This is a genomic window from Streptomyces sp. BK208 (assembly GCF_004364245.1).
In the GTDB taxonomy this organism is placed as follows: Bacteria; Actinomycetota; Actinomycetes; order Streptomycetales; family Streptomycetaceae; genus Streptomyces.
This window is the reverse complement of the sequence record NZ_SOAV01000009.1, coordinates 140,656-161,642: the sequence shown is the minus strand read 5'-3', so window position 1 is coordinate 161,642 and position 20,987 is coordinate 140,656. Positions and strand designations below refer to the sequence as shown.

General features: G+C 72.4%; 21 protein-coding genes. 15 read left to right on the top strand and 6 right to left on the bottom strand.

Features of this window, described 5'->3' with window-relative positions; all coding sequences use genetic code 11:
- The first annotated feature begins 151 nt into the window (after window positions 1-151).
- From EV562_RS22745 to EV562_RS22735, 3 genes are all read left to right on the top strand, one after another.
- Complete coding sequence (locus EV562_RS22745) at window positions 152-643, top strand: DUF3515 family protein (RefSeq protein WP_133888675.1); 492 nt, start codon at window positions 152-154, stop codon at window positions 641-643.
- A 58-nt stretch (window positions 644-701) separates the two neighbouring features.
- Window positions 702-902, top strand: coding sequence for a hypothetical protein (locus EV562_RS22740; protein ID WP_133888674.1), 201 nt, complete (start codon window positions 702-704; stop codon window positions 900-902).
- Window positions 903-1,010: 108 nt separating this feature from the next.
- Window positions 1,011-1,301, top strand: coding sequence for a hypothetical protein (locus EV562_RS22735; protein ID WP_133888673.1), 291 nt, complete (start codon window positions 1,011-1,013; stop codon window positions 1,299-1,301).
- Between the two features lie 9 nt (window positions 1,302-1,310).
- Here the strand turns inward: EV562_RS22735 and EV562_RS22730 are convergent, their stop codons facing one another.
- From EV562_RS22730 to EV562_RS22720, 3 genes are all read right to left on the bottom strand, one after another.
- The gene (locus tag EV562_RS22730) at window positions 1,311-1,961 is read right to left on the bottom strand and encodes a hypothetical protein (RefSeq protein ID WP_133888672.1); all 651 of its coding nucleotides are present in this window, start codon (window positions 1,959-1,961) and stop codon (window positions 1,311-1,313) included.
- Window positions 1,962-2,067: 106 nt separating this feature from the next.
- Window positions 2,068-2,760 (bottom strand): GntR family transcriptional regulator, encoded by a 693-nt coding sequence (locus EV562_RS22725; protein WP_133888671.1) that lies wholly within the window; start codon window positions 2,758-2,760, stop codon window positions 2,068-2,070.
- Window positions 2,761-2,914: 154 nt separating this feature from the next.
- Complete coding sequence (locus EV562_RS22720) at window positions 2,915-4,270, bottom strand: aspartate aminotransferase family protein (RefSeq protein WP_133888670.1); 1,356 nt, start codon at window positions 4,268-4,270, stop codon at window positions 2,915-2,917.
- 213 nt (window positions 4,271-4,483) lie between these two features.
- Between EV562_RS22720 and EV562_RS22715 the strand changes: the two genes are divergently transcribed.
- Window positions 4,484-6,697, top strand: coding sequence for a serine/threonine-protein kinase (locus EV562_RS22715; RefSeq protein ID WP_133888669.1), 2,214 nt, complete (start codon window positions 4,484-4,486; stop codon window positions 6,695-6,697).
- 31 nt (window positions 6,698-6,728) lie between these two features.
- Here EV562_RS22715 and EV562_RS22710 read toward each other — a convergent pair whose 3' ends face one another.
- Window positions 6,729-7,487, bottom strand: coding sequence for an SLATT domain-containing protein (locus EV562_RS22710; RefSeq protein WP_133888668.1), 759 nt, complete (start codon window positions 7,485-7,487; stop codon window positions 6,729-6,731).
- A gap of 248 nt (window positions 7,488-7,735) precedes the next feature.
- Between EV562_RS22710 and EV562_RS22705 the strand changes: the two genes are divergently transcribed.
- From EV562_RS22705 to EV562_RS22675, 7 genes are all read left to right on the top strand, one after another.
- The gene (locus EV562_RS22705) at window positions 7,736-8,083 is read left to right on the top strand and encodes a YbaB/EbfC family nucleoid-associated protein (RefSeq protein WP_133888667.1); all 348 of its coding nucleotides are present in this window, start codon (window positions 7,736-7,738) and stop codon (window positions 8,081-8,083) included.
- Between the two features lie 88 nt (window positions 8,084-8,171).
- Window positions 8,172-8,771: a recombination mediator RecR gene (gene recR, locus EV562_RS22700; protein ID WP_133888666.1), complete on the top strand. Its 600-nt coding sequence runs from the start codon at window positions 8,172-8,174 to the stop codon at window positions 8,769-8,771.
- Window positions 8,764-9,423: a DUF5063 domain-containing protein gene (locus EV562_RS22695; RefSeq protein ID WP_133888665.1), complete on the top strand. Its 660-nt coding sequence runs from the start codon at window positions 8,764-8,766 to the stop codon at window positions 9,421-9,423. Before recR ends, EV562_RS22695 begins: the two co-directional genes overlap by 8 nt.
- Before the next feature lie 62 nt (window positions 9,424-9,485).
- The gene (locus tag EV562_RS22690) at window positions 9,486-10,298 is read left to right on the top strand and encodes a helix-turn-helix transcriptional regulator (RefSeq protein ID WP_133888664.1); all 813 of its coding nucleotides are present in this window, start codon (window positions 9,486-9,488) and stop codon (window positions 10,296-10,298) included.
- A complete protein-coding gene (locus tag EV562_RS22685) occupies window positions 10,295-10,480 on the top strand; it encodes a DUF397 domain-containing protein (protein ID WP_133888663.1) in 186 nt (61 codons plus the stop codon). Before EV562_RS22690 ends, EV562_RS22685 begins: the two co-directional genes overlap by 4 nt.
- 285 nt (window positions 10,481-10,765) lie before the next feature.
- On the top strand, window positions 10,766-11,755 hold the full coding sequence (locus tag EV562_RS22680; protein ID WP_243860120.1) for a hypothetical protein: 990 nt from the start codon (window positions 10,766-10,768) through the stop codon (window positions 11,753-11,755).
- Between the two features lie 50 nt (window positions 11,756-11,805).
- A complete protein-coding gene (locus EV562_RS22675) occupies window positions 11,806-12,384 on the top strand; it encodes a Uma2 family endonuclease (RefSeq protein WP_133888661.1) in 579 nt (192 codons plus the stop codon).
- 47 nt (window positions 12,385-12,431) lie between these two features.
- On the opposite strand, the gene EV562_RS22670 is transcribed toward EV562_RS22675, so the two are convergent.
- Window positions 12,432-14,642 carry a VCBS repeat-containing protein gene (locus tag EV562_RS22670; protein WP_133888660.1) on the bottom strand — a complete coding sequence of 737 codons (2,211 nt, stop codon included), beginning with the start codon at window positions 14,640-14,642 and terminating at the stop codon, window positions 12,432-12,434.
- Between the two features lie 299 nt (window positions 14,643-14,941).
- Between EV562_RS22670 and EV562_RS22665 the strand changes: the two genes are divergently transcribed.
- The 4 genes from EV562_RS22665 to EV562_RS22650 all read left to right on the top strand — a co-directional run bounded on the left by EV562_RS22665 (window position 14,942) and on the right by EV562_RS22650 (window position 19,952).
- On the top strand, window positions 14,942-16,219 hold the full coding sequence (locus EV562_RS22665) for an aspartate kinase (protein ID WP_133888659.1): 1,278 nt from the start codon (window positions 14,942-14,944) through the stop codon (window positions 16,217-16,219).
- The gene (locus tag EV562_RS22660) at window positions 16,219-17,304 is read left to right on the top strand and encodes an aspartate-semialdehyde dehydrogenase (protein WP_133888658.1); all 1,086 of its coding nucleotides are present in this window, start codon (window positions 16,219-16,221) and stop codon (window positions 17,302-17,304) included. The genes EV562_RS22665 and EV562_RS22660 overlap by 1 nt, the downstream gene beginning before the upstream one ends.
- A 519-nt stretch (window positions 17,305-17,823) precedes the next feature.
- Window positions 17,824-18,396 (top strand): SigE family RNA polymerase sigma factor, encoded by a 573-nt coding sequence (locus EV562_RS22655; protein WP_133888855.1) that lies wholly within the window; start codon window positions 17,824-17,826, stop codon window positions 18,394-18,396.
- 104 nt (window positions 18,397-18,500) lie between these two features.
- Complete coding sequence (locus EV562_RS22650) at window positions 18,501-19,952, top strand: hypothetical protein (protein ID WP_243860119.1); 1,452 nt, start codon at window positions 18,501-18,503, stop codon at window positions 19,950-19,952.
- A 22-nt stretch (window positions 19,953-19,974) separates the two neighbouring features.
- Here EV562_RS22650 and EV562_RS22645 read toward each other — a convergent pair whose 3' ends face one another.
- On the bottom strand, window positions 19,975-20,844 hold the full coding sequence (locus tag EV562_RS22645; RefSeq protein WP_243860118.1) for an SURF1 family protein: 870 nt from the start codon (window positions 20,842-20,844) through the stop codon (window positions 19,975-19,977).
- Between the last annotated feature and the right edge of the window lie 143 nt (window positions 20,845-20,987).

The window sequence follows — 20,987 nt, the reverse complement described above, 5'->3', positions numbered from 1 at the left end:
CGCCCGCGCACCGCGTTCGCGCACCGACGGCCGGGGCCCCGCACGGGGTCCCGGCCGTCGGCGTGCGGGCGGCGGATACGCTGGCCGGACCGGCAGGAGCCGGACAACACGGACGGCACGACCACCACGGACAGCACGGAGCGAGCGGAACATGCGGAAGCCCACCACCCGGACGTGGATCTGGCTGGCCGTGGCGGCCGTCGCCGTGACGGGGGGCGCCTTCTACGTCGACGGCCACCGCGTCTCCGCGGCCCCGCACGCCGACGACCCCAAGTGCGGCAAGGTGGTCTCCCGCCTCCCGGACGGCATACCCGGCGCCTCGCGCGACTGGGCCCTCGGCGACGGCGTCGCGTCCTGGGGCGGCCAGAAGGCGGTGTTCCGCTGCGGCGCCGAGGAACTCCAGCCGAACGTCAACCTCTGCGTCACGGCGGACGGTGTCGACTGGGTCCTGGACGAGGCCCGGCTCAAGCGCGACGGCGTGAGCGTGCTGCGCACGTACGGCCGCTCACCGGCCGTGGAGTTCACGTACTCCGGTCCGCGCGAGGAGGTGGGCGGCATCCTCGCCGCCCTGGACCCCGCCGTGAAGTGGCTCCCGCAGGAGCGCAAGTGCATCGGCCTGGACGACGCCGACACCACGCTGTAGCCCTTCGTTCGGCCCCCTCCGCCGGGCGGCGACGCGTGCGGTGGTGTCGGATCGGGGCATGACCGACCGTGACCGCGCCGCTGTCTGCCGGGGCCCGTACGGCGGCGAGACCGGGCCCGGCGACTGCGGCGACCCCGCCCGCTTCGAGGTCGCCCGGCACCTGCGGGCGCCGCTGCGGGTGTGCCCCGTCCACCTGGGACCGTCGCTGCTGCTGGCCGACGGGGTGCTGTGGCCGCCGGGGATCACTCTGGTGCGGTGACGGGGCCACGTCGGTCGCGGAGCCGGATCGGCTGAGCGGGCCGCACCCCGCGGGCATAGGCTGGAGACGAGGCTTCACGCGTCGCGTCGGTGTAAGAAGGTGAGTGCGATGCGCATGCTGCTCAAGGCGACGATGGACACGGAGACGTCGAACGAACTGATCCGTAGCGGCAGGATGCAGGACGCCATGAGGAAGATGCTCGACGACATCAAGCCGGAGGCCGCCTACTTCGGCGCCCTCGGTGGACGCCGGACGGCCCTGCTGGTGTTCGACATGCAGAACAACTCGGACATGCCCCGGATCGGTGAGCCGTTCTTCAGCGAGTTGAAGGCCGAGATCGAGGTCTGCCCGATCATGAACGCCGAGGATCTGTCCCTCGGCCTCCACGGACTCCGGTGACCCGAGGGGTCAGCTGAAGACGATCATCGACCCCTGCGCCAGGCTCCGCGTCGCCGCCGCGTGCAGGCCCAGCCACACATGGCGCTCCCGGGCGAACGGGCTGGAGTCGTACGGCGCGGGAACGGCCGGTTCCTCCAGCTCCGTCGGGGCGAGCGGCGGCTGCGGCGGGGCCGGGGGGTTGGCCGGGTCGATGCCGAGGGCCGGGGCGACGGACTCCAGTTCCCGCAGCAGGGTGTGCGCGGAGCCCAGCGGGCCGCCGCCGGCGAGGAGTTCGTCGTTGGCGAGCGGGTGCGGGAAGTCGACCGGGACGTAGGCACCGGCGTGGTCGTAGTGCCAGACGAGGTGGGACTGCTGGGCCGTCGACTCGAACATCTCCAACAACTGCTCGTAGTCGCCGCCGAGTTCGTCCACCGGGGTCACCGGAAGGCCGCACACCTGAAGGAGGTACGCCCGGCGCAGGAAATGCAGTGCGTCGTAGTCGAAACCGGCCACCGGCGCGACCTCGCCGGACAGACCCGGCATGTACTGGTACACGGGCACCGGCGGCAGCCCGGCCTCGGCCAGCACCTTGTCGTATTGCGCGAGTTCCTCGGCGAACGGGTTGTCCGGCGTGTGGCACAAGACATCGACGAGCGGTACCAGCCACAGGTCACAGGCCAAAAGAGGGCTCCTCACACAGCACGGTGGTCAGGGCAGCGTAGTCGGTGCGTGTTGCGTGCAGGTCCCATACCCATCTGGGGCCCGACCACGACACGTCCGGCGTTGGTCATCCCGCCGTGAGGCTCTCGATGAGGGCGAGCGAGTGGCCGTTGTACGCGTCGACCAGCGCGCGGGCGCCGGGGACGTCACGGCGGGCGAGGGCGTCGACCAGTTCGGTGTGCCCGGACCACAGCGCGCCGCGCAGCTCGCTGAGCCGGCGCAGGTGCTGCACCGTGCACACCCAGCTCTGCACACGCAGCCGGTGCAGGAAGTCGGAGAGGTAGGGATTGCCGAAGAGGGCGGCCAGTTCGCGCCAGTAGCGCAGGTCGTAGCCGATCAGGACGGTCAGGTCCCCGGCCGCGGCGGCGCGCTGGGCCTCCTCGCCGCGTCGGCGGACCCCGGCGAGGGCGGCGGCGATGCGCGGGTCGGCCGGGTCCGGCAGGTCGGCGGCGAGGGCGAGGAACATCCCGTCGGTCACCAGGCTGCGGGCCTCGATCATGCCGCGGAAGTCGTCGGCCGAGTACTCGTGGACGCGGAAGCCGCGGTGGTGGTCGGCGTCGAGGAGCCCCTGCGCGGACAGGTCGACCAGGGCCTCGCGCACCGGCGTCGCGGACACCCCGTACTGCTCGGCGATCTCCTTGACCGTGAACTCCTGCCCCGGCTGGAGCCGCCCGGCCAGCACCTCGTCGCGGAGCGCGTCGGCGATCTGCCGCCGCAGGGTGCTGCGCGTGACGGCACCGGTGGCGCTGGGGCCGGGCATGGGCGGGCGTCTCCTCGTCGGGTCCGGGGCGCCGGCCGGAGCGTCGTGGGGGAGGTGACGCGTCCGGGAGCGACGTTCGGGGGCGTACTCGTACACATGTCTACCGCGTACGAGCACGCAACCCTACGCGCTCGGACCCCCTGCCCCGCCCCGGCTACCGCGTGTACTCGTCCGCCACGGACAGTGCCGCGTCGAGGGCCGTGAGGCCCTCCTTCAGCTCCGCCTCGGTGATGTTGCACGGCGGGACCACGTGGGTGCGGTTCATGTTCACGAACGGCCACAGGCCGTGGGCCTTGGCGGAGGCGGCGAACGCGGACATGGGGGTGGCCGCCTGGCCGGTCGCGTTGTAGGGCACCAGCGGCTCCCGGGTCTCCCGGTTCCGCACCAGCTCCAGCGCCCAGAACATGCCGGTCCCGCGCACCTCGCCCACGCACGGGTGGCGCTCGGCCAGCTCCCGCAGCGCCGGCTCGACGACCTCGCCGCCGAGCCGGGCGGCGTGCTCGACCACACCCTCCTCCGCCATCACGTTGATCGTGGCGACGGCGGCGGCGCAGGCCAGCGGGTGCCCGGAGTAGGTCAGCCCGCCCGGGTAGGGCCGCTCGGCGAAGGTCGCGGCGATCTCACCGGAGATCGCGACGCCGCCCAGGGGCACGTACCCCGAGTTCACGCCCTTGGCGAAGGTCATCAGGTCGGGCACGACGTCGTACAGGTCGGCCGCGAACCAGGTGCCGGTGCGTCCGAAACCGGCCATGACCTCGTCCAGCACGAAGACGATGCCGTACTTGTCGCAGATCTCGCGCACCCCGGCCAGGTAGCCGGCCGGCGGCATCATGATCCCCGCGGTGCCCGGGACCGTCTCCAGCACGATCGCGGCGACCGTCCCCGGGCCCTCGAAGGCGATCGTCGTCTCCAGGTGCTCCAGCGCCCGCGCGCACTCCTGCTCCTCCGTCTCGGCGTAGAAGCGCGAGCGGTACAGGAACGGCGCCCAGAAGTGCACGACCCCGGCCGTGCCGCTGTCGGAGGCCCAGCGGCGCGGGTCACCGGTGAGGTTCACGGCCTGCTGGGTGCCGCCGTGGTACGAGCGGTACGCGGAGAGCACCTTGGGGCGGCCGGTGTGCAGCCGGGCCATGCGCAGGGCGTGCTCGACGGCGTCGGCGCCGCCGTTGGTGAAGAAGATCTTGTCCAGGTCGCCGGGCGTCCGCTCGGCGATCAGCCGGGCCGCCTCCGAGCGCGCCTCGACGGCGAAGGCGGGAGCGAACGTCGTCATCTTCGCCGCCTGCTCCTGGATCGCGGCGACGACCTTGGGGTGCTGGTAGCCGATGTTGGTGTAGACGAGTCCGCTGGAGAAGTCGAGGTAGCGCTTGCCTTCGTAGTCCCAGAAGTACGACCCCTCGGCGCCGGCGACGGCGAGCGGGTCGATCAGCTCTTGCGCTGACCATGAGTGGAAGACGTGCGCGCGGTCCGCGGCCTTCACGGCGGCGCCGGCCTGGGGGGAGGGCTGAGGGGTCATGCGGCCGAGGGTAGATGTCCGCGATGCGGAAACGGAATCGGCGTCCTGTCTGCGGTCGGGAGCTTTCCACGACAGGTTGTCGACGCGCCCGCGACGCGTGGTCGGCGCGCGGAGGCGCTCCGTTACGGAACCGTGGACATCGCCCGCGCTCCGCGGGCCCGCCCCCGCACTATCCTCACTCTGTTGCTCACGTTCGGGGGAAGGCGGCGCAGCATGCGGACACTGGGGGACGGGGACCCACAGAACATCGGGGCCTACCGGCTGCTGGGGCGGCTGGGGGCCGGCGGCATGGGCCACGTCTACCTGGCCCGCTCGGACCGCGGGCGCACCGTCGCCGTGAAGCTGGTGCGCGAGGAGCTGGCCGCGCTGGAGGAGTTCCGCGAGCGGTTCCGGCAGGAGGTGGAGTCCGCGCGCCGGGTCGGCGGGTACTGGACGGCGCCCGTACTGGACGCGGACACCGAGGCCGCGGTGCCGTGGGTGGCCACCGGGTACGTCGCGGGGCCCAGCCTCCAGCAGGTCGTCGGGCACGACCACGGAGCGCTGCCGGAACGCTCGGTCCGCACGCTGGGCGCCGGTCTGGCGCACGCGCTCCAGGACATCCACGCCGCCGGGATCGTCCACCGCGACCTCAAGCCGTCCAACGTCCTGGTCACCATCGACGGCCCCCGCGTCATCGACTTCGGTATCGCGCGGGCCCTGGAGACGGTGACCGACGGCGGCCTGACCCGCACCGGCGCGCTCGTCGGCTCGCCCGGCTTCATGGCGCCCGAGCAGGTGCGCGGCGACCGGATCACGCCCGCGTGCGACGTGTTCTGCCTCGGCTCGGTCCTCGCCTACGCCGCCACGGGCCGGCTGCCCTTCGGCACCGCGAACAGCGGCGTGCACGCGCTGATGTTCCGCATCGCGCAGGAGGAGCCCGTCCTGGAGGGGGTGCCCGAGGGCATCGCCGACCTCGTACGCGACTGCCTGAAGAAGGATCCCGCCGCCCGGCCGGGCCTCGCCGAGGTCCTGGAGCGCACCGGCGCCCAGGACACGGTCTCCGACGGCCGCTCCCGTGACCCGTGGCTGCCCGGTGCGCTGGTGGCCCAGCTCGGCCGGCACGCGGTACGGCTCCTGGACACGGAGAACCCCGAAGACCCCGGACCCGCCGGGAGTCACGGACACGCCGGAGCCCCCGGGACGCCGGCCGCGGATGCGGCAGCGGTACGCGGGGGTGCGGGGCCGGGAGGCGCGGGGTCCGGTGGTGGGGAGCACGGTGGCGTGGCACCCGGTGGTGCGGGGAGTGGCGGCGCGCGCCCCGGTGGCGTGGCGTCCGGCGACGAGACGCCCGGCGGTGCGGAGCACGGCGGTGTGGCACCCGGCGGTGCACGCTCCGGTGGTGAGGCGCCCCACGGCGCGGCGCCCCACGGCGAGACGTCCCACCCCGAGACGCCCGGCGCGGCGCACCCGTCCGGCGCGGCGCCGGACGGTACGACGCGGGTGGGTCCGCCGCCCCCGCGTGAGCCGGGCAGCGGCGTCACTCCGCTGAACCACCTCCCGACGATGGTCGCGGGCCAGGCCCCGCCCACGCCTCCGCCCACCGCCCACGGCCACCCCCAGCCGCCCGTGCCGGGATACGCCCCGGCCCCGGCCTGGCAGGCGTCCCAGCCCGGGTACCGGCCGCCGTACGGCGCCGGAGGCGGCCTCGGCCCGACCCCGCCCCAAGGGCCCCCGCCCCAAGGGCCCCTGCCCCCAGGGCTCCCGCCCCAGGGGCCCGCTCCCTACGCCACCCCGCCCTACGCCACCCCGCCCTACGGACCCCCGCCCTACGGCCCCCCGCGCGATCCCGCCCGGAACGGCCGCTCCACCGCGCTGCTGATCGTCGTCGCCCTGGTCGTCGCGCTGGGCGCCGGCGGCACGGTCTACGCGCTGATGCGCGGGGGCGGCGACCAGAAGGCGGACGGCGGCTCCGCCCCCACCCGGTCCACCGGCGCGCCGCGGGACCCGAGCACCGACTCGTCCGGCACGTCGGGCACGACCGCGGACGGATCACCGTCGACCGGTTCGACCGACCCGGCCGCCGACGAGGGCCCGGTCCCGGCCGCCTACGTGGGTGACTGGACGACCACCATCGACAACACGTCCGGCACGCACCCCCGGAAGCTGAGCATCGTGCAGGGCGAGGTCGGCGACACGGTGCTGACCCTGGTGGCGGACGGCCCGACGGACACCGGCACGTACCACTGCGTGTTCGAGGCCGCCCTCGCCGCCGATCCGGGCGGTGACGGGCCGCTGCGGCTCGGCCCGTCCCAGGTCACGACCGGGCCGTCCGGCAGCTGCGCCCCGGGCGGGGCGAGCACGGTCACCCTGCTGCCGGGCGGCGGCCTGGAGCGCACCAACGAGGACACGGGCGAGTCGCTGGTCTACACCCGCGCCCCGGCGGACTGACCCGGCCGGTGCCGCGCCCGCCGGGGGCAGGTCACCGCGGCTCCGGCGGGCGCTGGCGCGGCATGTTCGGCCGGGAGCCGTTCTGCGGCGGGACCGCGAAGCGCCCGGTGCCCCCCGCGCCCCCGCCCTCGGGGCGCGGTCCGTCCGCCGTCCCGGCGGGCGGACCCAGCCGTGCCGGTCCCGGGCGGAAGCTCACCATCCAGTCCGCCGTCTCCGCCCGCACCAGCTCCGACACGTCCTCCGAGAACCGCCGCAGCACCGACAGGCACCGCTCCGCAGCCTCGCTCGCCGTGCCCTCCGCCGGCCCCAGCACCTCCCGCACGCTCTCCGACGCCCAGTCGAACTGGAGCGCCAGGAGCCGGCGCTGCACCGCCTGCGCCGTGGCCACGTCCCGCATCCACCCGGACGTGACCCCGAAATACCGGTCACCCGCCACGCAGGCCACCGCCCACAGCAGCGCCAGATACCCCCAGCGTGCGACGCCGCCCACCGCGCCGGACAGATCGAGCAGCGGCAGCGCCGCCCCGGCGACCGCGCCCGCCGCGGCCCCGGCCCGCAGCAGCACGGCGCCGCGCCGCTTCCACACCCGGTCCGCGAGGTACCAGGCCGCCGCGTCCAGCGCGCCCCGCTCCACCCACCGGTACAGCTCGTCCAGCCGCTCCGCGGGCAGGGCCCAGTCCCCGAGCGGGAACGGCCGCCCGGCCAGGTCGCCCGGCCGCGGCCCGGCCGCCTCCTCGCCGTCCCGCCCGTAGTGCGGCGGCCCCTCGGGCTGCATCTCCGGCTGACCCACCCGGCACTCCCTACCTGCTCGCCGTACCTGCTCGCCGTCCGCGAGGCCTCACGCGCCGGAACCTTCCTACCGCCCAATGGGTGGCGAAGAGCCGGGTTCCGCCGCTTTTCCGCCCGGAAGAGGGCGTTGATCAGGTATAGGGCTGCGGCGGCATCACTCGAAAGAGTGCTGGGGCGAGGGCCGCCCGGACCACGTAGGCTCGTGCCGAACGGCAAAACCGTCGTGACCCGACGTGATGGGAGCTGAACGTGATTCCCGGTGGTGGCCAGCCCAACATGCAGCAGCTGCTCCAGCAGGCCCAGAAGATGCAGCAGGACCTGGCGAAGGCCCAGGAGGAACTGGCACAGACCGAGGTCGACGGCCAGTCGGGCGGCGGCCTCGTGAAGGCCACGGTCACCGGCTCCGGCGAGCTGCGCGGCCTGAAGATCGACCCGAAGGCGGTGGACCCGGAGGACACCGAGACCCTCGCCGACCTGATCCTCGCGGCCGTCCAGGCGGCCAACGAGAACGCGCAGACCCTCCAGCAGCAGAAGCTCGGCCCGCTCGCCGAGGGACTGGGCGGCGGCGGCAGCGGCATCCCCGGCCTGCCCTTCTGAGCACGCCTTTTCCCGGTTCGCCTTTCTCAGACCGGCCCGAGCCATCTACCGTACGTAGTGCAGCAACCTCAGGAAGGACGGCAGTCCGTTGTACGAAGGCGTGGTCCAGGACCTCATCGACGAACTCGGGCGGCTGCCCGGCGTCGGTCCCAAGAGCGCGCAGCGGATCGCCTTCCACATCCTGCAGGCGGAGCCCACCGACGTACGGCGGCTCGCCCAGGCCCTCATGGAAGTGAAGGCCAAGGTCCGCTTCTGCGCGACCTGCGGAAACGTCGCGCAGGAGGAGCAGTGCAACATCTGCCGCGACGCCCGGCGTGATCCCTCCGTCATCTGCGTGGTGGAGGAGCCGAAGGACGTCGTCGCCATCGAGCGCACCCGCGAGTTCCGCGGCCGCTACCACGTGCTCGGCGGCGCGATCAGCCCGATCGACGGGGTCGGCCCCGACGACCTCCGCATCCGTGAGCTGCTGGCCCGCCTGGCGGACGGCACGGTCACGGAACTGATCCTGGCCACGGACCCGAATCTTGAGGGCGAGGCCACGGCCACGTACCTCGCCCGCATGATCAAGCCCATGGGCCTCAAGGTCACCCGCCTGGCCAGCGGCCTCCCGGTGGGCGGCGACCTGGAGTACGCGGACGAGGTGACCCTCGGCCGCGCCTTCGAGGGGAGACGACTCCTAGATGTCTGACGCCACGCTGCACGCGACCAACCAGAACCCGGACGACTTCGCGGTCCAGATCGCCGACCAGATCGAGAGCTTCCTGGTGGCCGTCACCGAGGTCGCGAAGGGCGATGAGCCCGCCTCGGCCGTCCCCTTCCTCCTCCTGGAGGTCTCCCAGCTGATGCTGGCCGGGGGCCGCCTCGGAGCCCACGAGGACATCGTCCCCGACGAGCGCTACGAGCCCGACCCCGGACCGGAGCTGGACGTGGACGAGGTCCGCGAGAACCTGGCCCGCATCCTCGACCCGATCGACGTGTACTCCGAGGTCTTCGACCCCTACGAGCCGCGCAAGGCCCCGGTCCCGGCCCGTATCTCGGACGACCTCACGGACGTCATCACCGACCTCCGCCACGGCATGGTCCACTACAAGGCCGGCCGCACCACCGAGGCCCTGTGGTGGTGGCAGTTCTCCTACTTCTCCAACTGGGGCTCCACGGCCTCCGCGACCCTGCGCGCGCTCCAGTCGGTCGTGGCCCACGTCCGCCTGAACCAGCCCCTGGAGGAGCTGGACGGCCTCGACACCGACCAGGACCTCGGCGACGACGCCCTGGAGTCCGAGGCGGGCCGCGTCATGGTGCGGGAGATCGCGGGCCCGCTGGGGCTGCGCCCGGTGAAGTAGGTCACGCAAGCCGCCCCGCTCACCTACGCTCGGTAGCCAACGAGCAGTCGGAGGTGGGCGCCGTGCCGAACCCCAGTCACAACTCCCAGCCGCCCGCAGCCTGGTGCTACAGCGGCAACCAGATCAAACGCTGGCGCACTCTGGCCAACGTCAGCCGTGAGGCCCTGGCCACCGCTGCCAACTACGCCCCGGAGACCATCTCGTCCATGGAGCGCGGCGTACGGATGCCGTCGCCCCGCCTCCTCGACATCGCGGACGAACTCTGCGGCGCACAGGGCATGCTGAGCGCGGCGAAGGAGTACGTCCGCAGGGAGCGGTACTCCGCACGGGCCGTCGACTTCATCGAGCGGGAGCGGGAGGCGACGAGCCTGTGGTGGTACGAAGTCTCTTTGGTGCCGGGCCTGTTACAGACACAGACTTACGCGCAGGGACTCATCGACAACCGTATTCCGCCCCTCGACGAGGAGACGGTGGAGGAGCGGGTCGCGGCCCGGATGGAGCGACAGGCGATTCTTACCCAACGGAAACCCCCTGTCGGGCTCAGCTTCGTTCTGTATGAGGCTGCGCTGCGCAGCCCGTTGGTGGACGAAGAGCAGTTGGAGCGCTTGCTGGAAGCGTCCCGGCTGCGCAACGTCGCGTTGCAGGTTCTCCCCTTCGGGCAGGCTTTCAGTGATGCGCTGATGGGCCCCATGGTGTTGGTGGAGGGGCAGGACCACGAGCGGGTCGCCTTCATGGAGGGCGCGTTCGCCAGCGAACTTTCGGCTGATGCGGGTGTTGTCAGCCGCGTCACCGAGCGGCTAAGCATGATCCGCACGCGGGCACTCGATCCCGACGAGACCGCCCGTTTCATCGAGCGGATGGTGAATCAGTCGTGAGCGACGAATTGAAGTGGTTCCGGTCGAGCTACAGCGACAACGAAGGCGGAGCCTGTGTAGAAGTCGCGCGCTGCCGCGCGATACACATCCGCGACTCCAAGTCCGCCCCGACGGGCCCCCGGTTCCAAGTCTCGGCTCCCGCCTGGTCGGCGTTCATCGCCGCAGTTCAGCCCGGAGCTTGAGCCTCGGGATCCGAGCTCTTCCCTTGGTTTTCCGATCTGGTTGAAGTACCCAACCAACCAAGTCTGAACGTGAGTTGAGGCGGCGTACCTCGTTAGGGTGACGTTCCGTGATCGGCTTGCGTCGCTGCGTCAAGCCGCTCTAGGTTCGCGGCATATGACCGACAAGTGAGTCGGCCCCGGCGGTGCGCCAACACCAATCCGGGACCTGACCGACGCATCGAATCGAGCCTTTCGATGGTGGCTTACGCCAACCCTAGTCCCGCCCTGCCCTCCCCGTCCCACCCCATGGCCAATCCGGGCTACGGAAAACGCCCTGCGGGCGACGAAGACCCGCACGCCGACCCGGACTTCGCACATCTGTCCCCGCGTGAGGCCGAGATCGCCGTCTTCGTCGACCACCTCGGCGACGGTCAGGCGATGGGCCACAAGGTGCTCGCGGCCGAGCACCCGCGCTACGGCCAGCAGGCGATCCGCACGTCCCTCAACCGCATCAGCGAGGCCGGCCACCTGCGCTGGATCAGGGAGCACCTCACCGTCGAGGACAACACCATGCGGTGGGTCACGCGGACGTACTGGTCGCGTACCCGCAGGTCACCGCAGTGGTGGGCGGAGTTCGCGCGGCGGCGGGGCGGCCGGATCGTGCCCGGTGACCTCCGCCCCGGCCTGGCCCGCACCGACGAGCCCGAGCTGCCCGAACCGGAGCCGGAGCCCGAGCCGCGTTCCGACGCCGGAGCGGACCCGGAGGCCAGGACCTCGTACCTCGCCCTCGCCGCGATCCGCGAGGCGGAACCTCGAATGCGCCTGTCCGAGGCCGACTGCCGGTCCCTCGCGGCCCTGGCCGAGGAATGGCTGACCCGCGGCGCCACGCCCCAGGACATCACCCGCGCGGTGACCGACGGCCTTCCCGCGACCGTGAACAACCCGGGCGGTCTCGCCCGCAACCGACTGGAGAACAGGATGCCCCCGAAGAAGGCGAAGATCCGCCAGAAGGCCGCCCCGCGCCGGGCCCGCGTGACCCGTGCGGTCATGGCCTGCATGGACTGCGACGCGGACGAGCGGACGGTGGAGATCAAGGACGGCATGTGCCCCGACTGCCACGCCGAGTTCAAGGCGGCCGTGGCCGCCGAGGAGGCCGGTCTGCTGGACGTCGGCTACGTGCCGGACACGTTCCTGGCCGCCCCCGACGCGGTGTACGAGATCGTGGACGTCCCCCGCCGCGCGGCCGAGGTACGCGCGGCGGCCGGCCTGCGGCCCGGGCCGGAGCGGGCGCTGTGAGCGTGCGGCAGGCGCCGGCCAGGGCACCATGGTGTCGAGGAGGCGACGCCATGACCCCCAGGACCGAGCACCGGCCCGATATGTCCGTCGAGGAGTTCGAGGAGCTCGACCGCCGTGCACCAGAGCTGGTGCGGCTGGAGTTCATCAGGGGAAAGGTCGCGGTCAAGCCCATGCCGGACGGCAACCACAGTGAGATCGTCGCTTGGCTGCAAAGGCTCTGTATGCAGCACCGCCCCGATCTCTGGCTGCACGCGGAGCGTGGTCTCAAGACGGAGGCGTACCGCAACGGGCGGGCGCGAGCGGACGGGGTGCTGGTTCCCCCGGGTGCCTTCAAGGGGCACGGTGAGTGGTCACCGCCCGACGGCGCTCTGATGGCTGTGGAAGTCACCTCGTGGGACGCGGATGCCGCGCGGCGGGACCGTGTGGACAAGCCCGACGGGTACGCGGCTGCCGGGATCCCGGTCTACCTCCTCATCGACCGGGAAAGCTGCTCCGTCGTCGTGTTCAACCAACCGAAGAACGGCAGCTACCAGCACGAGGAGAGGCTGCCCTTCGGCGCGACCGTCCACCTCCCCGCCCCCGTCGACATCACCCTCGACACCGAGCCCCTCAAGGAGCTGGCGGACTGAGCCCGGCCCGGGGACGGTGAGGGCCGGGCCGGGCCGGGGCCTGCCGGTCAGAGCACTGCCGTGTGGACCGGATCGGTGACCGGGAGGCTCCCGCTCTCCCGGGTGCCGAACGGGGAGCGCCAGTCTCCTGTGCCCGGGTAGTAGTACGTGCCGTAGTCCGTGTAGGCGAACAGGTCGGGGCGTCCGTCACGGTCCGCGTCGCCGATGCCGACGGTGTACCGGTAGATGTCCCAGCCGGTGCCGATCCGGGTGCGGGTGGCGAAGGTGCCGTCGCCCTTGCCGAGGTAGAGCCAGAGGACGCCTGCCTTGTCACGGGCGACCAGATCACCGCTCGCGGCGCCGCCGATGTCACCGGTCGCGGTGAGCTGGTCGTAGACGTTCCAGCCGCCGCCGACGCGGATGGGGGCGGTGAAGGGGGAGCGCCAGTCGCCGGTGCTCCTGTAGAGCCACAGGACGCCGTTCTTGTCGGTGGCCAGGAGGTCGGCCCTGCCGTCGCCGGTGAGGTCGCTGCCCGCCGCGATCTGGTCGTAGATCCCCCAGCCGCCGCCGATCCGGGTGCGGGCGGCGAAGGTGCCGTCGCCCTTGCCGAGGTAGAGCCAGAGCACGCCGCTCGTGTCGCGGGCGACCAGATCACCCGTCGCGGCACCGCCGACGTCCCCGGTCGCCTCGATGCGGTCGTACGCGTTCCAGCCACCGCCGACGAGCTCGTTCTCTCCTTCGTAGCTCGCGGCGTGCGAGTCCGAGCGCCACATACGGCCGGAGGTGTCCCGCGCCAGGAGGTCGGGGGTTCCGTTGTCGTTGAAGTCGTGCGGAGCGACGGGCGACCTGACGACCTTGAAGGTGCCGGAGGCGGTCAGGGCCGGGCCGATGCCGTTGAGCGGGCGCGCGGACATCTCCCACTCGTAGTCGCCGTTGTACGCGGTGAGTTGTGAGTCGTCCAGCGTTCCGTGCCAACTCGTGGTGAAGTTCGCGGACATGGGCCCGTAGAACTGGAGCGTCTCCGTCTTTCCGGTGCGAACGTGGCGCAGGCTGGCCGTGATGCTCGCGTTGCTCCGGGAGAGGGTCCAGGCCAGGCTCCGTCCGCCGCCGTGACTGAGATCGATCACCTCGGGGATGTCGTGGCCTACCAGGGTTAGGCTCGTCGGCTCCCCCGTGCTCGCGACCAGGGACGCGCTCGGCGCCCCGCCGTCGGTGCCCGCGTCGACGCGGTAGAGCCCCTCGCCCTGGGCGACGGTGCCGCCGCGGGCGTGGAAGACACCGTCGGACGAGACCGCGGTCGAGGTGACATGGTCCAGGAGCTTGGTCCTGGCGCCCGTCGTCAGGTCGTAGGCCGTCAGGGCGAACAGCGCCTTGGGGGCCTTGGCGATGGCGCCGCCGGGAAGGCCGTAGATCAGGTGGTCGCCCTGGAGGCCGATCCTCAGGTTGCCGGTCCACTGGTCCCCCAAGGGGATCCGGCGCGTCTCTCCGGTGGAGCGAGTGCGGACCACCGCACTGGTCTCCGTCGTGCCGTGCTCGACCCACGCGACGTGGGACGGGGAGACGGCGACGCCTTCGGTGCCGATGTCCTCGCGCCTCCCGGTTTCCGTGATCGTGCCGGTGGCGAGATCGATCAGGGCCCAGCGGTCTTCGTAGGAGCCGGTGTCGGTGAGGGCCCGGTAGGTGAGCACAGCGTGTGCGGACGTACCGGGGGTGACGGAGAAGGACCGGAAGCCACGGGGAAAACCGATCACCGTCGAGGTCACGTCGCCCTCGGTGTGCATGCGCAGGTCGACGCCCCCCTCGGGCCTGGCCGCCGTGCTGAACAGCGCCCGCCCGGCGGCGCCCGTGTAGGCGCCGGTGCCTCCGCCTTCCTTGAACCGGACCTTGAAGAGCTGTCCGCCGTCGGCCGCGTCCTGGAGCCAGGCCTCGGAGCCGGTGTTCATCGCCAGCAGATCGCCCGCACCGGTGGGTGACACGGACGGGCCGTCCGGCAGCGCGGTCACGGCTCCGTCCGACGCTCGGACCCACGAGAGTGCCGAGGTCGCGGGGCCCTTGGTCAGGTAGCCCGATTCGGTCACCCCCTCGATCGCGTGGCCGACCGGGAACGCGGCGACGGACTCGGCCCCTGCCTGGTGGACCGTCGACACGGCCGTCGACACGGCCGGCGCCGTGGGTGCGGCCTCGGCCGGGCCGGTCGTGCCGGTCAGACCGGCGGTCACGGCGAGAACGATGGTGACGGCGGCCGCGAACCGGCGGCCGGGCGGGCGTGCGTGAGACAAGGCGGTGGTCCTCCCCAGGACGTGGCGCACCGCGCGCCACAGCCCTCAGACTCACCACCGGCCCCAAGGGTTGCCCGTTCCGCGAGCCCTTTTCACGCGGCCGGGAGACACTTGTGAACGTGTGACACGCCGCACTTTCCCGAGTGACCCGCGTGGCCCTGGGCATGAGCCAACCGGAGCGAGTACCCGGGTCTCACCATGCGATACCGCAGTGGCGGGATCCGGACGCTCGGTAAAATGAGCCGACCGCAGTACATGTACGTACCTGCGGAAAGAGACGGATTGAGCGAGGAGCGCACGTGGGCCTTGTCGTGCAGAAGTACGGAGGCTCCTCCGTAGCCGATGCCGAGGGCATCAAGCGCGTCGCCAAGCGGATCGTGGAAGCGAAGAAGAACGGCAACCAGGTGGTCGCCGTCGTTTCCGCGATGGGCGACACGACGGACGAGCTGATCGATCTCGCCGAGCAGGTTTCCCCGATCCCTGCCGGACGGGAACTCGACATGCTGCTGACCGCCGGAGAGCGTATCTCCATGGCGCTGCTGGCCATGGCGATCAAAAACCTGGGCCACGAGGCCCAGTCGTTCACCGGCAGCCAGGCCGGAGTCATCACCGACTCGGTCCACAACAAGGCCCGGATCATCGACGTCACGCCGGGTCGCATCCGCACCTCGGTGGACGAGGGCAACGTCGCCATCGTGGCCGGCTTCCAGGGCGTCAGCCAGGACAGCAAGGACATCACCACGCTGGGCCGCGGCGGCTCCGACACCACGGCCGTCGCGCTCGCCGCCGCGCTCGACGCGGACGTCTGCGAGATCTACACGGACGTCGACGGCGTGTTCACCGCCGACCCGCGCGTGGTGCCGAAGGCGAAGAAGATCGACTGGATCTCCTTCGAGGACATGCTGGAGCTCGCTGCCTCCGGCTCGAAGGTGCTCCTCCACCGTTGCGTGGAGTACGCCCGCCGGTACAACATTCCGATTCACGTGAGGTCCAGCTTCAGCGGACTGCAGGGCACGTGGGTCAGCAGCGAGCCGATCAAGCAAGGGGAAAAGCACGTGGAGCAGGCCCTCATCTCCGGAGTCGCGCACGACACCTCCGAGGCCAAGGTCACGGTCGTCGGGGTGCCCGACAAGCCGGGCGAGGCGGCCGCGATCTTCCGCGCCATCGCCGACGCCCAGGTCAACATCGACATGGTCGTCCAGAACGTCTCGGCCGCCTCCACGGGCCTGACGGACATCTCCTTCACGCTGCCCAAGGCCGAGGGCCGCAAGGCCATCGACGCGCTGGAGAAGAACCGGCCCGGCATCGGCTTCGACTCGCTGCGCTACGACGACCAGATCGGCAAGATCTCCCTGGTCGGCGCGGGGATGAAGAGCAACCCGGGCGTCACCGCCGACTTCTTCACCGCGCTCTCCGACGCCGGAGTGAACATCGAGCTGATCTCGACCTCCGAGATCCGCATCTCGGTCGTCACCCGCAAGGACGACGTGAACGAGGCCGTGCGAGCCGTGCACACCGCCTTCGGGCTCGACTCCGACCGCGACGAGGCCGTGGTCTACGGAGGCACCGGACGCTGATGTCCGCCGCGCAGGGCAACGGCCGGGACGGCCGTACCGGCAGGCCCACGCTCGCCGTCGTGGGCGCGACCGGTGCCGTCGGCTCGGTCATCCTCCAGATCCTGTCCCAGCACGCGGACGTCTGGGGTGAGATCCGCCTGATCGCCTCCCCGCGCTCGGCCGGCCGCAAGCTGACCGTACGCGGGGAGGAGGTCGAGGTCGTCGCGCTGAGCGAAGAGGCTCTCGACGGGGTCGACGTCGCGATGTTCGACGTACCCGACGAGGTCTCCGCGCAGTGGGCGCCCGTCGCCGCCGCCAAGGGCGTGGTGGTGGTCGACAACTCCGGCGCGTTCCGGATGGACCCGGACGTGCCGCTCGTCGTGCCCGAGGTCAACCCGCACACGCTGCGGATGCGGCCGCGCGGCATCGTCGCCAACCCGAACTGCACGACGCTGTCCATGATCGTGGCGCTGGGCGCGCTGCACGCCGAGTTCGGCCTGCGCGAGCTGGTCGTCTCCTCGTACCAGGCGGTCAGCGGGGCCGGACGGGACGGCGTGGACACCCTGCGCCGGCAGATGTCCCTGGTGGCCGGGACGGAGCTGGGGACCCACCCCGGTGACGTACGGCGGGCCGTCGGCGACGACACCGGGCCGTTCCCCGAGCCGGTCGCGCTGAACGTCGTGCCGTGGGCCGGGTCGCTGCGGGAGGACGGCTGGTCGTCGGAGGAGATGAAGGTGCGGGACGAGTCCCGCAAGATCCTCGGGCTGCCGCAGTTGCCGGTCGCCGTGACGTGCGTACGGGTCCCCGTGGTCACCACCCATTCCCTGACCGTGCACGCCCGCTTCGAGGGCGAGGTCAGCGTCGAGGGAGCCCGGGAGATCCTCGCCACCGCGCCCGGTGTCGTCCTGTTCGACAACCCGGCCGCGGGGGAGTTCCCCACCCCCGCCGACGCGGTCGGCACCGACCCGACGTGGGTCGGCCGGGTGCGCCGGGCCCTGGACGACCCGACCGCCCTCGAACTCTTCGTGTGCGGGGACAACCTCCGCAAGGGTTCCGCGCTGAACACCGCGCAGATCGCCGAACTGGTGGCGGCCGAGTTCGGCTGACCCGCGGTCAGAATCGGATCAGTAGGGCAAAAGCCCTGGCCACCGTGGACTTCGTTTGTAGGATCCATGGACGAGATGTGATCCGGAAGTTGGTCCGGACTACTTGTACCGGACACCCGAGCCGTCAGAGGATTTCCTCCCCGCCCTCCGCAACCGCGCGAGCGGCGGGGAGCGTCTTTGCGGTCACCCATTCAGGGCGCGGAGACGCGTGGGTCGGCGTGGGGACGCCGAGCACGGGCGTGGGGACGCTCGTGCCCATGGGACATAGGGGAAGAGCGGGACGATGAGGGCCTATGACGCACCGTCAGGCGAGCGGCCGCCCGGAAGACCGTCCGGACGGCTGTCCGACGGACACCGGAACGTGACGTCCGGCACGTACAACCCTCTCGGGGGTGAAGGTGTCCAACTGGCGTGGCAGAGGTTCTCGAATTCACCGCAGGGGCACGGGGAGCGGCACTGCGCCCGCCCGTCCCGCCCGTCCGGTCCGTCCGTCCCCGTGTGGCCGGTCCGGCCGGTGGCATGCCGGTGATCGCGCCCATGCCCGCAGCGCGGCCGGCCCGCATACCGAACCAGCGCGACGGCGCCGAGGACGTGGCGGCGGGGACCACCGTCGACCACCTCACCGAGACCTACCGGGCGCACTACCGCTCGCTGCTCGGCCTCGCCGCCCTCCTCCTCGACGACACCGCCTCCTGCGAGGACGTGGTCCAGGAGGCCTTCATCCGCGTCCACTCGGCGCGCAAACGCGTCCGTGACCCGGAGAAGACCCTGGCGTACCTGCGTCAGACCGTCGTCAACCTGTCGCGCTCGGCGCTGCGCCGCCGCATCCTCGGACTCAAGCTCCTGTCCAAGCCCATGCCGGACATGGCGAGCGCGGAGGAGGGGGCCTACGACCAGCTGGAGCGGGACTCCCTGATCAAGGCGATGAAGGGACTGCAGCGCCGGCAGCGCGAGGTGCTGGTCCTGCGCTACTTCGCGGACATGACGGAGGCCCAGGTCGCCGAGACGCTCGGCATATCCCTGGGCTCGGTCAAGGCGTACGGCTCACGCGGGATCGCGGCGCTCAGGGTGGCCATGGAGGCGCCGGCATGAGCGACGGCAACGACGCCCGACCGCACGACCCCGAGGGACCCGAGGTGCCCTCCGGGCCGGACGGGCGAGATCAGCACAGGCACACGCACGCTGGGAACGGAAACGTGAACCACGGCCCCGAAGGACAGGGCCCCGACGAGCCCGACGAGCAGGGGCCCGACGAGCCCGACGACTCCGCCGAGCAGGGTCCCGACGAGCGCGACGAGCAGGGTTCCGACGGTGTGATCCCCGAGGAGCGGGGCGCGGATGTGCAGGGGCCGGACGACCTGGGCCCCGGTGAGGGGAGCGCGGACGAGCGGGGTCCGGACGGCCTCGGTCGCGGTGAGCCGGGTCCCGACGGCGGGAGCCCCGAGGTGCGGGGCCGGGACGGCCTGGGCCTCGATGAGCGGGGCGCGGACAAGCTGCAAGGCGCGGACGGGCAGGGCGCGGACGGGCAGGGCCCCGGGGGCCCGAGGGCCGGTGGGCAGGGCCCCGAGGGGCTGAACCCCGGTGAGCAGGGACCGTACGGCCTGGGCCCCGACGCTCCGGGGGCCGAGGAACCGGCCACCGACGAGGCCGCCCTGCGCGCGATGATGCGGCGCGCGGTCGACGCGATGGAGCCGAGCGACGGCACCCTGGACCACCTGCGGCGCGCCGTGCCCGCCCGGCGGGCCCGCAAGCGGCAGGCCTTCGTCGGCGCGGCCGCCGCCGTCCTCTTCCTGGGCACGGCGGTCCCGGCCCTGGTGCACGTCTCCAACACCACCGGCGCGGGCGCCGACCCGTCCGTCGCGGGCAACGCCTCGCAGGCCCAGGGCGGCGCCTCCCAGGGCAAGGACCCGGCCGGCGGCCAGAGCGGCATCGCGGGCACCGGGGACACCGACAAGGGCAAGGACAAGGCCGACCCCGAGGAGACGCCCGGCGGCAAGGAGAGCGGCGCCGCGGCGGGATCGTCCCCCTCGGGCGCCCCCAGCACCAGCACCCCCGCCGACGTCCCCGCGTGTGCGCCGGGCTCGCTCGGCCCGGCCGTGGCGAGCAGCGCCGCGCCCGACTCCACCGGCGTGGTCTACGGCTCCTTCCGGGTCACGAACGTCTCACCGGCCGGCTGCACCGTCACGGGCCCCGGCAGCGTCGTCACCGCCTCGCTGGGCGCCGCGGACGCCTCCCGGATCGGCACTGCGCGGCACGCCGCCGGGGACGCCGCGGCCGGTCTGCCGGACCCGTCGCTGGAGTCCCCCGCGCTGACCCTGGCGCCGGGTGCCGCGTACGAGGTGCAGTTCGCCTGGGTGCCCTCGGAGACCTGTCCCACGCCCGGCGGCACCACGGGGGGCGGCACGGGCGGGCCCTCGCCCGAGCCCTCGCCCACCGGGGACACCACCGCCGCGGGGGGCAGCTCCGCGGGAGGCGGCGGCGAGGCCGGTCCCACGGCCCAGCTGGTCACCGAGGACGGCCCGGCCGAGGGAAGCGTGTCGGTGACGTACAGCCCCGAGGGCGGCTCCGGCTCGGCGACGGCCACGGTGACCGACGCGTGCGTGGGGACCGTGTACTGGACGGGGCTGCTGGCGGACCAGGGGGCGTGAGCCCGGGGTCGCCCTGGGCGGGTCAGGAGACGAGGCCCGCCTTCGTCCCGTCGGCCCCGTCGGTCTCGTCCCGCTGGTCCCGCGTGCCCTGCGGGTCCTGCTCGCTCTGCTGGTCCTGCGCGCCCTGCTCGTCCTCCGTGACCAGGCCCAGCTCCGCGTCGCGGGCGAGTTCGACCTCGCGGCGCAGCAGCCGGAACCACATGAAGATCACGAAGCCGACGAAGGCGAACCACTCGGCGGTGTAGCCGAGGTTCTGGAAGGCCTTCAGGTCGAGCCCCGTGTTCTGCGGCGCGCTCACGGGCACGGTCCGCATCCCGGAGTCGCCCTCGTTCAACGTGACCCAGGCGTCGTACACGTCGTACGGCACGAGGTTCAGCAGCGTCGCCGCGCTGATCGCGCCGGTCTGCCCGTCGGGCCAGCCGGAGCGGCCGCTGACGCCGTTGCTGCCGGGGGACTCGGCGGCCTGGAGCGCCCCGGTCACGGTGACCTCGCCGGCCGGCGGGGTCGGGGCCTTCGCCGGGTCGGGCTCGCCCGGCAGCCAGCCGCGCACGACGGGCAGGGCCTCGCCGTCGTCGGTGCGCAGGAGGGTGAGGACGTAGAAGCCCTCCCGGTCGTCCAGCTTGCGCTCCGGGACCAGCAGCTGATCGTCGTACCGGCCGGTGACGGTGGTCTGCTCGCCGACCGTCGCCTTGTCCACGGGCAGCAGCTCGCTCAGCGGGCGCGCCGCTTCCCGGCGGGCCGAGTCCTGCTGCGTGGAGGCGGTCTCGTGGTCCTGCACCCGGTCCTCGAACCGGCCGAGCTGCCAGGACCCCATGAAGATGCAGAACGGGATGGCCAGGACGACGAAGACGTTGATCCCCCACCAGCGGGGCGTCAGCAGAAACCGGTACACGCCCTCCACGGTACGGTGCGTGCCCCGGCGCCCCTGCCTCGGGGCTGTGGAAAACGTGGGGGAGAGGGGCGGGGCGGGGGAGGTTGTCCACAGGCTGGGGATCTCTTCTGCGCGTGGTCGCCCGGTCGGGGCAGTATGGGGCC

Excerpts from the sequence above, each read along its gene's own strand:
- EV562_RS22745 (WP_133888675.1), top strand. The coding sequence starts at position 152 with ATGCGGAAGCCCACCACCCGGACGTGGATCTGGCTGGCCGTGGCGGCC.
- EV562_RS22740 (WP_133888674.1), top strand. The coding sequence starts at position 702 with ATGACCGACCGTGACCGCGCCGCTGTCTGCCGGGGCCCGTACGGCGGC.
- EV562_RS22735 (WP_133888673.1), top strand. The coding sequence starts at position 1,011 with ATGCGCATGCTGCTCAAGGCGACGATGGACACGGAGACGTCGAACGAA.
- EV562_RS22725 (WP_133888671.1), bottom strand. The coding sequence starts at position 2,760 with ATGCCCGGCCCCAGCGCCACCGGTGCCGTCACGCGCAGCACCCTGCGG.
- EV562_RS22720 (WP_133888670.1), bottom strand. The coding sequence starts at position 4,270 with ATGACCCCTCAGCCCTCCCCCCAGGCCGGCGCCGCCGTGAAGGCCGCG.
- EV562_RS22715 (WP_133888669.1), top strand. The coding sequence starts at position 4,484 with ATGCGGACACTGGGGGACGGGGACCCACAGAACATCGGGGCCTACCGG.
- EV562_RS22695 (WP_133888665.1), top strand. The coding sequence starts at position 8,764 with ATGTCTGACGCCACGCTGCACGCGACCAACCAGAACCCGGACGACTTC.
- EV562_RS22680 (WP_243860120.1), top strand. The coding sequence starts at position 10,766 with ATGGCCAATCCGGGCTACGGAAAACGCCCTGCGGGCGACGAAGACCCG.
- EV562_RS22675 (WP_133888661.1), top strand. The coding sequence starts at position 11,806 with ATGACCCCCAGGACCGAGCACCGGCCCGATATGTCCGTCGAGGAGTTC.
- EV562_RS22660 (WP_133888658.1), top strand. The coding sequence starts at position 16,219 with ATGTCCGCCGCGCAGGGCAACGGCCGGGACGGCCGTACCGGCAGGCCC.
- EV562_RS22655 (WP_133888855.1), top strand. The coding sequence starts at position 17,824 with ATGCCGGTGATCGCGCCCATGCCCGCAGCGCGGCCGGCCCGCATACCG.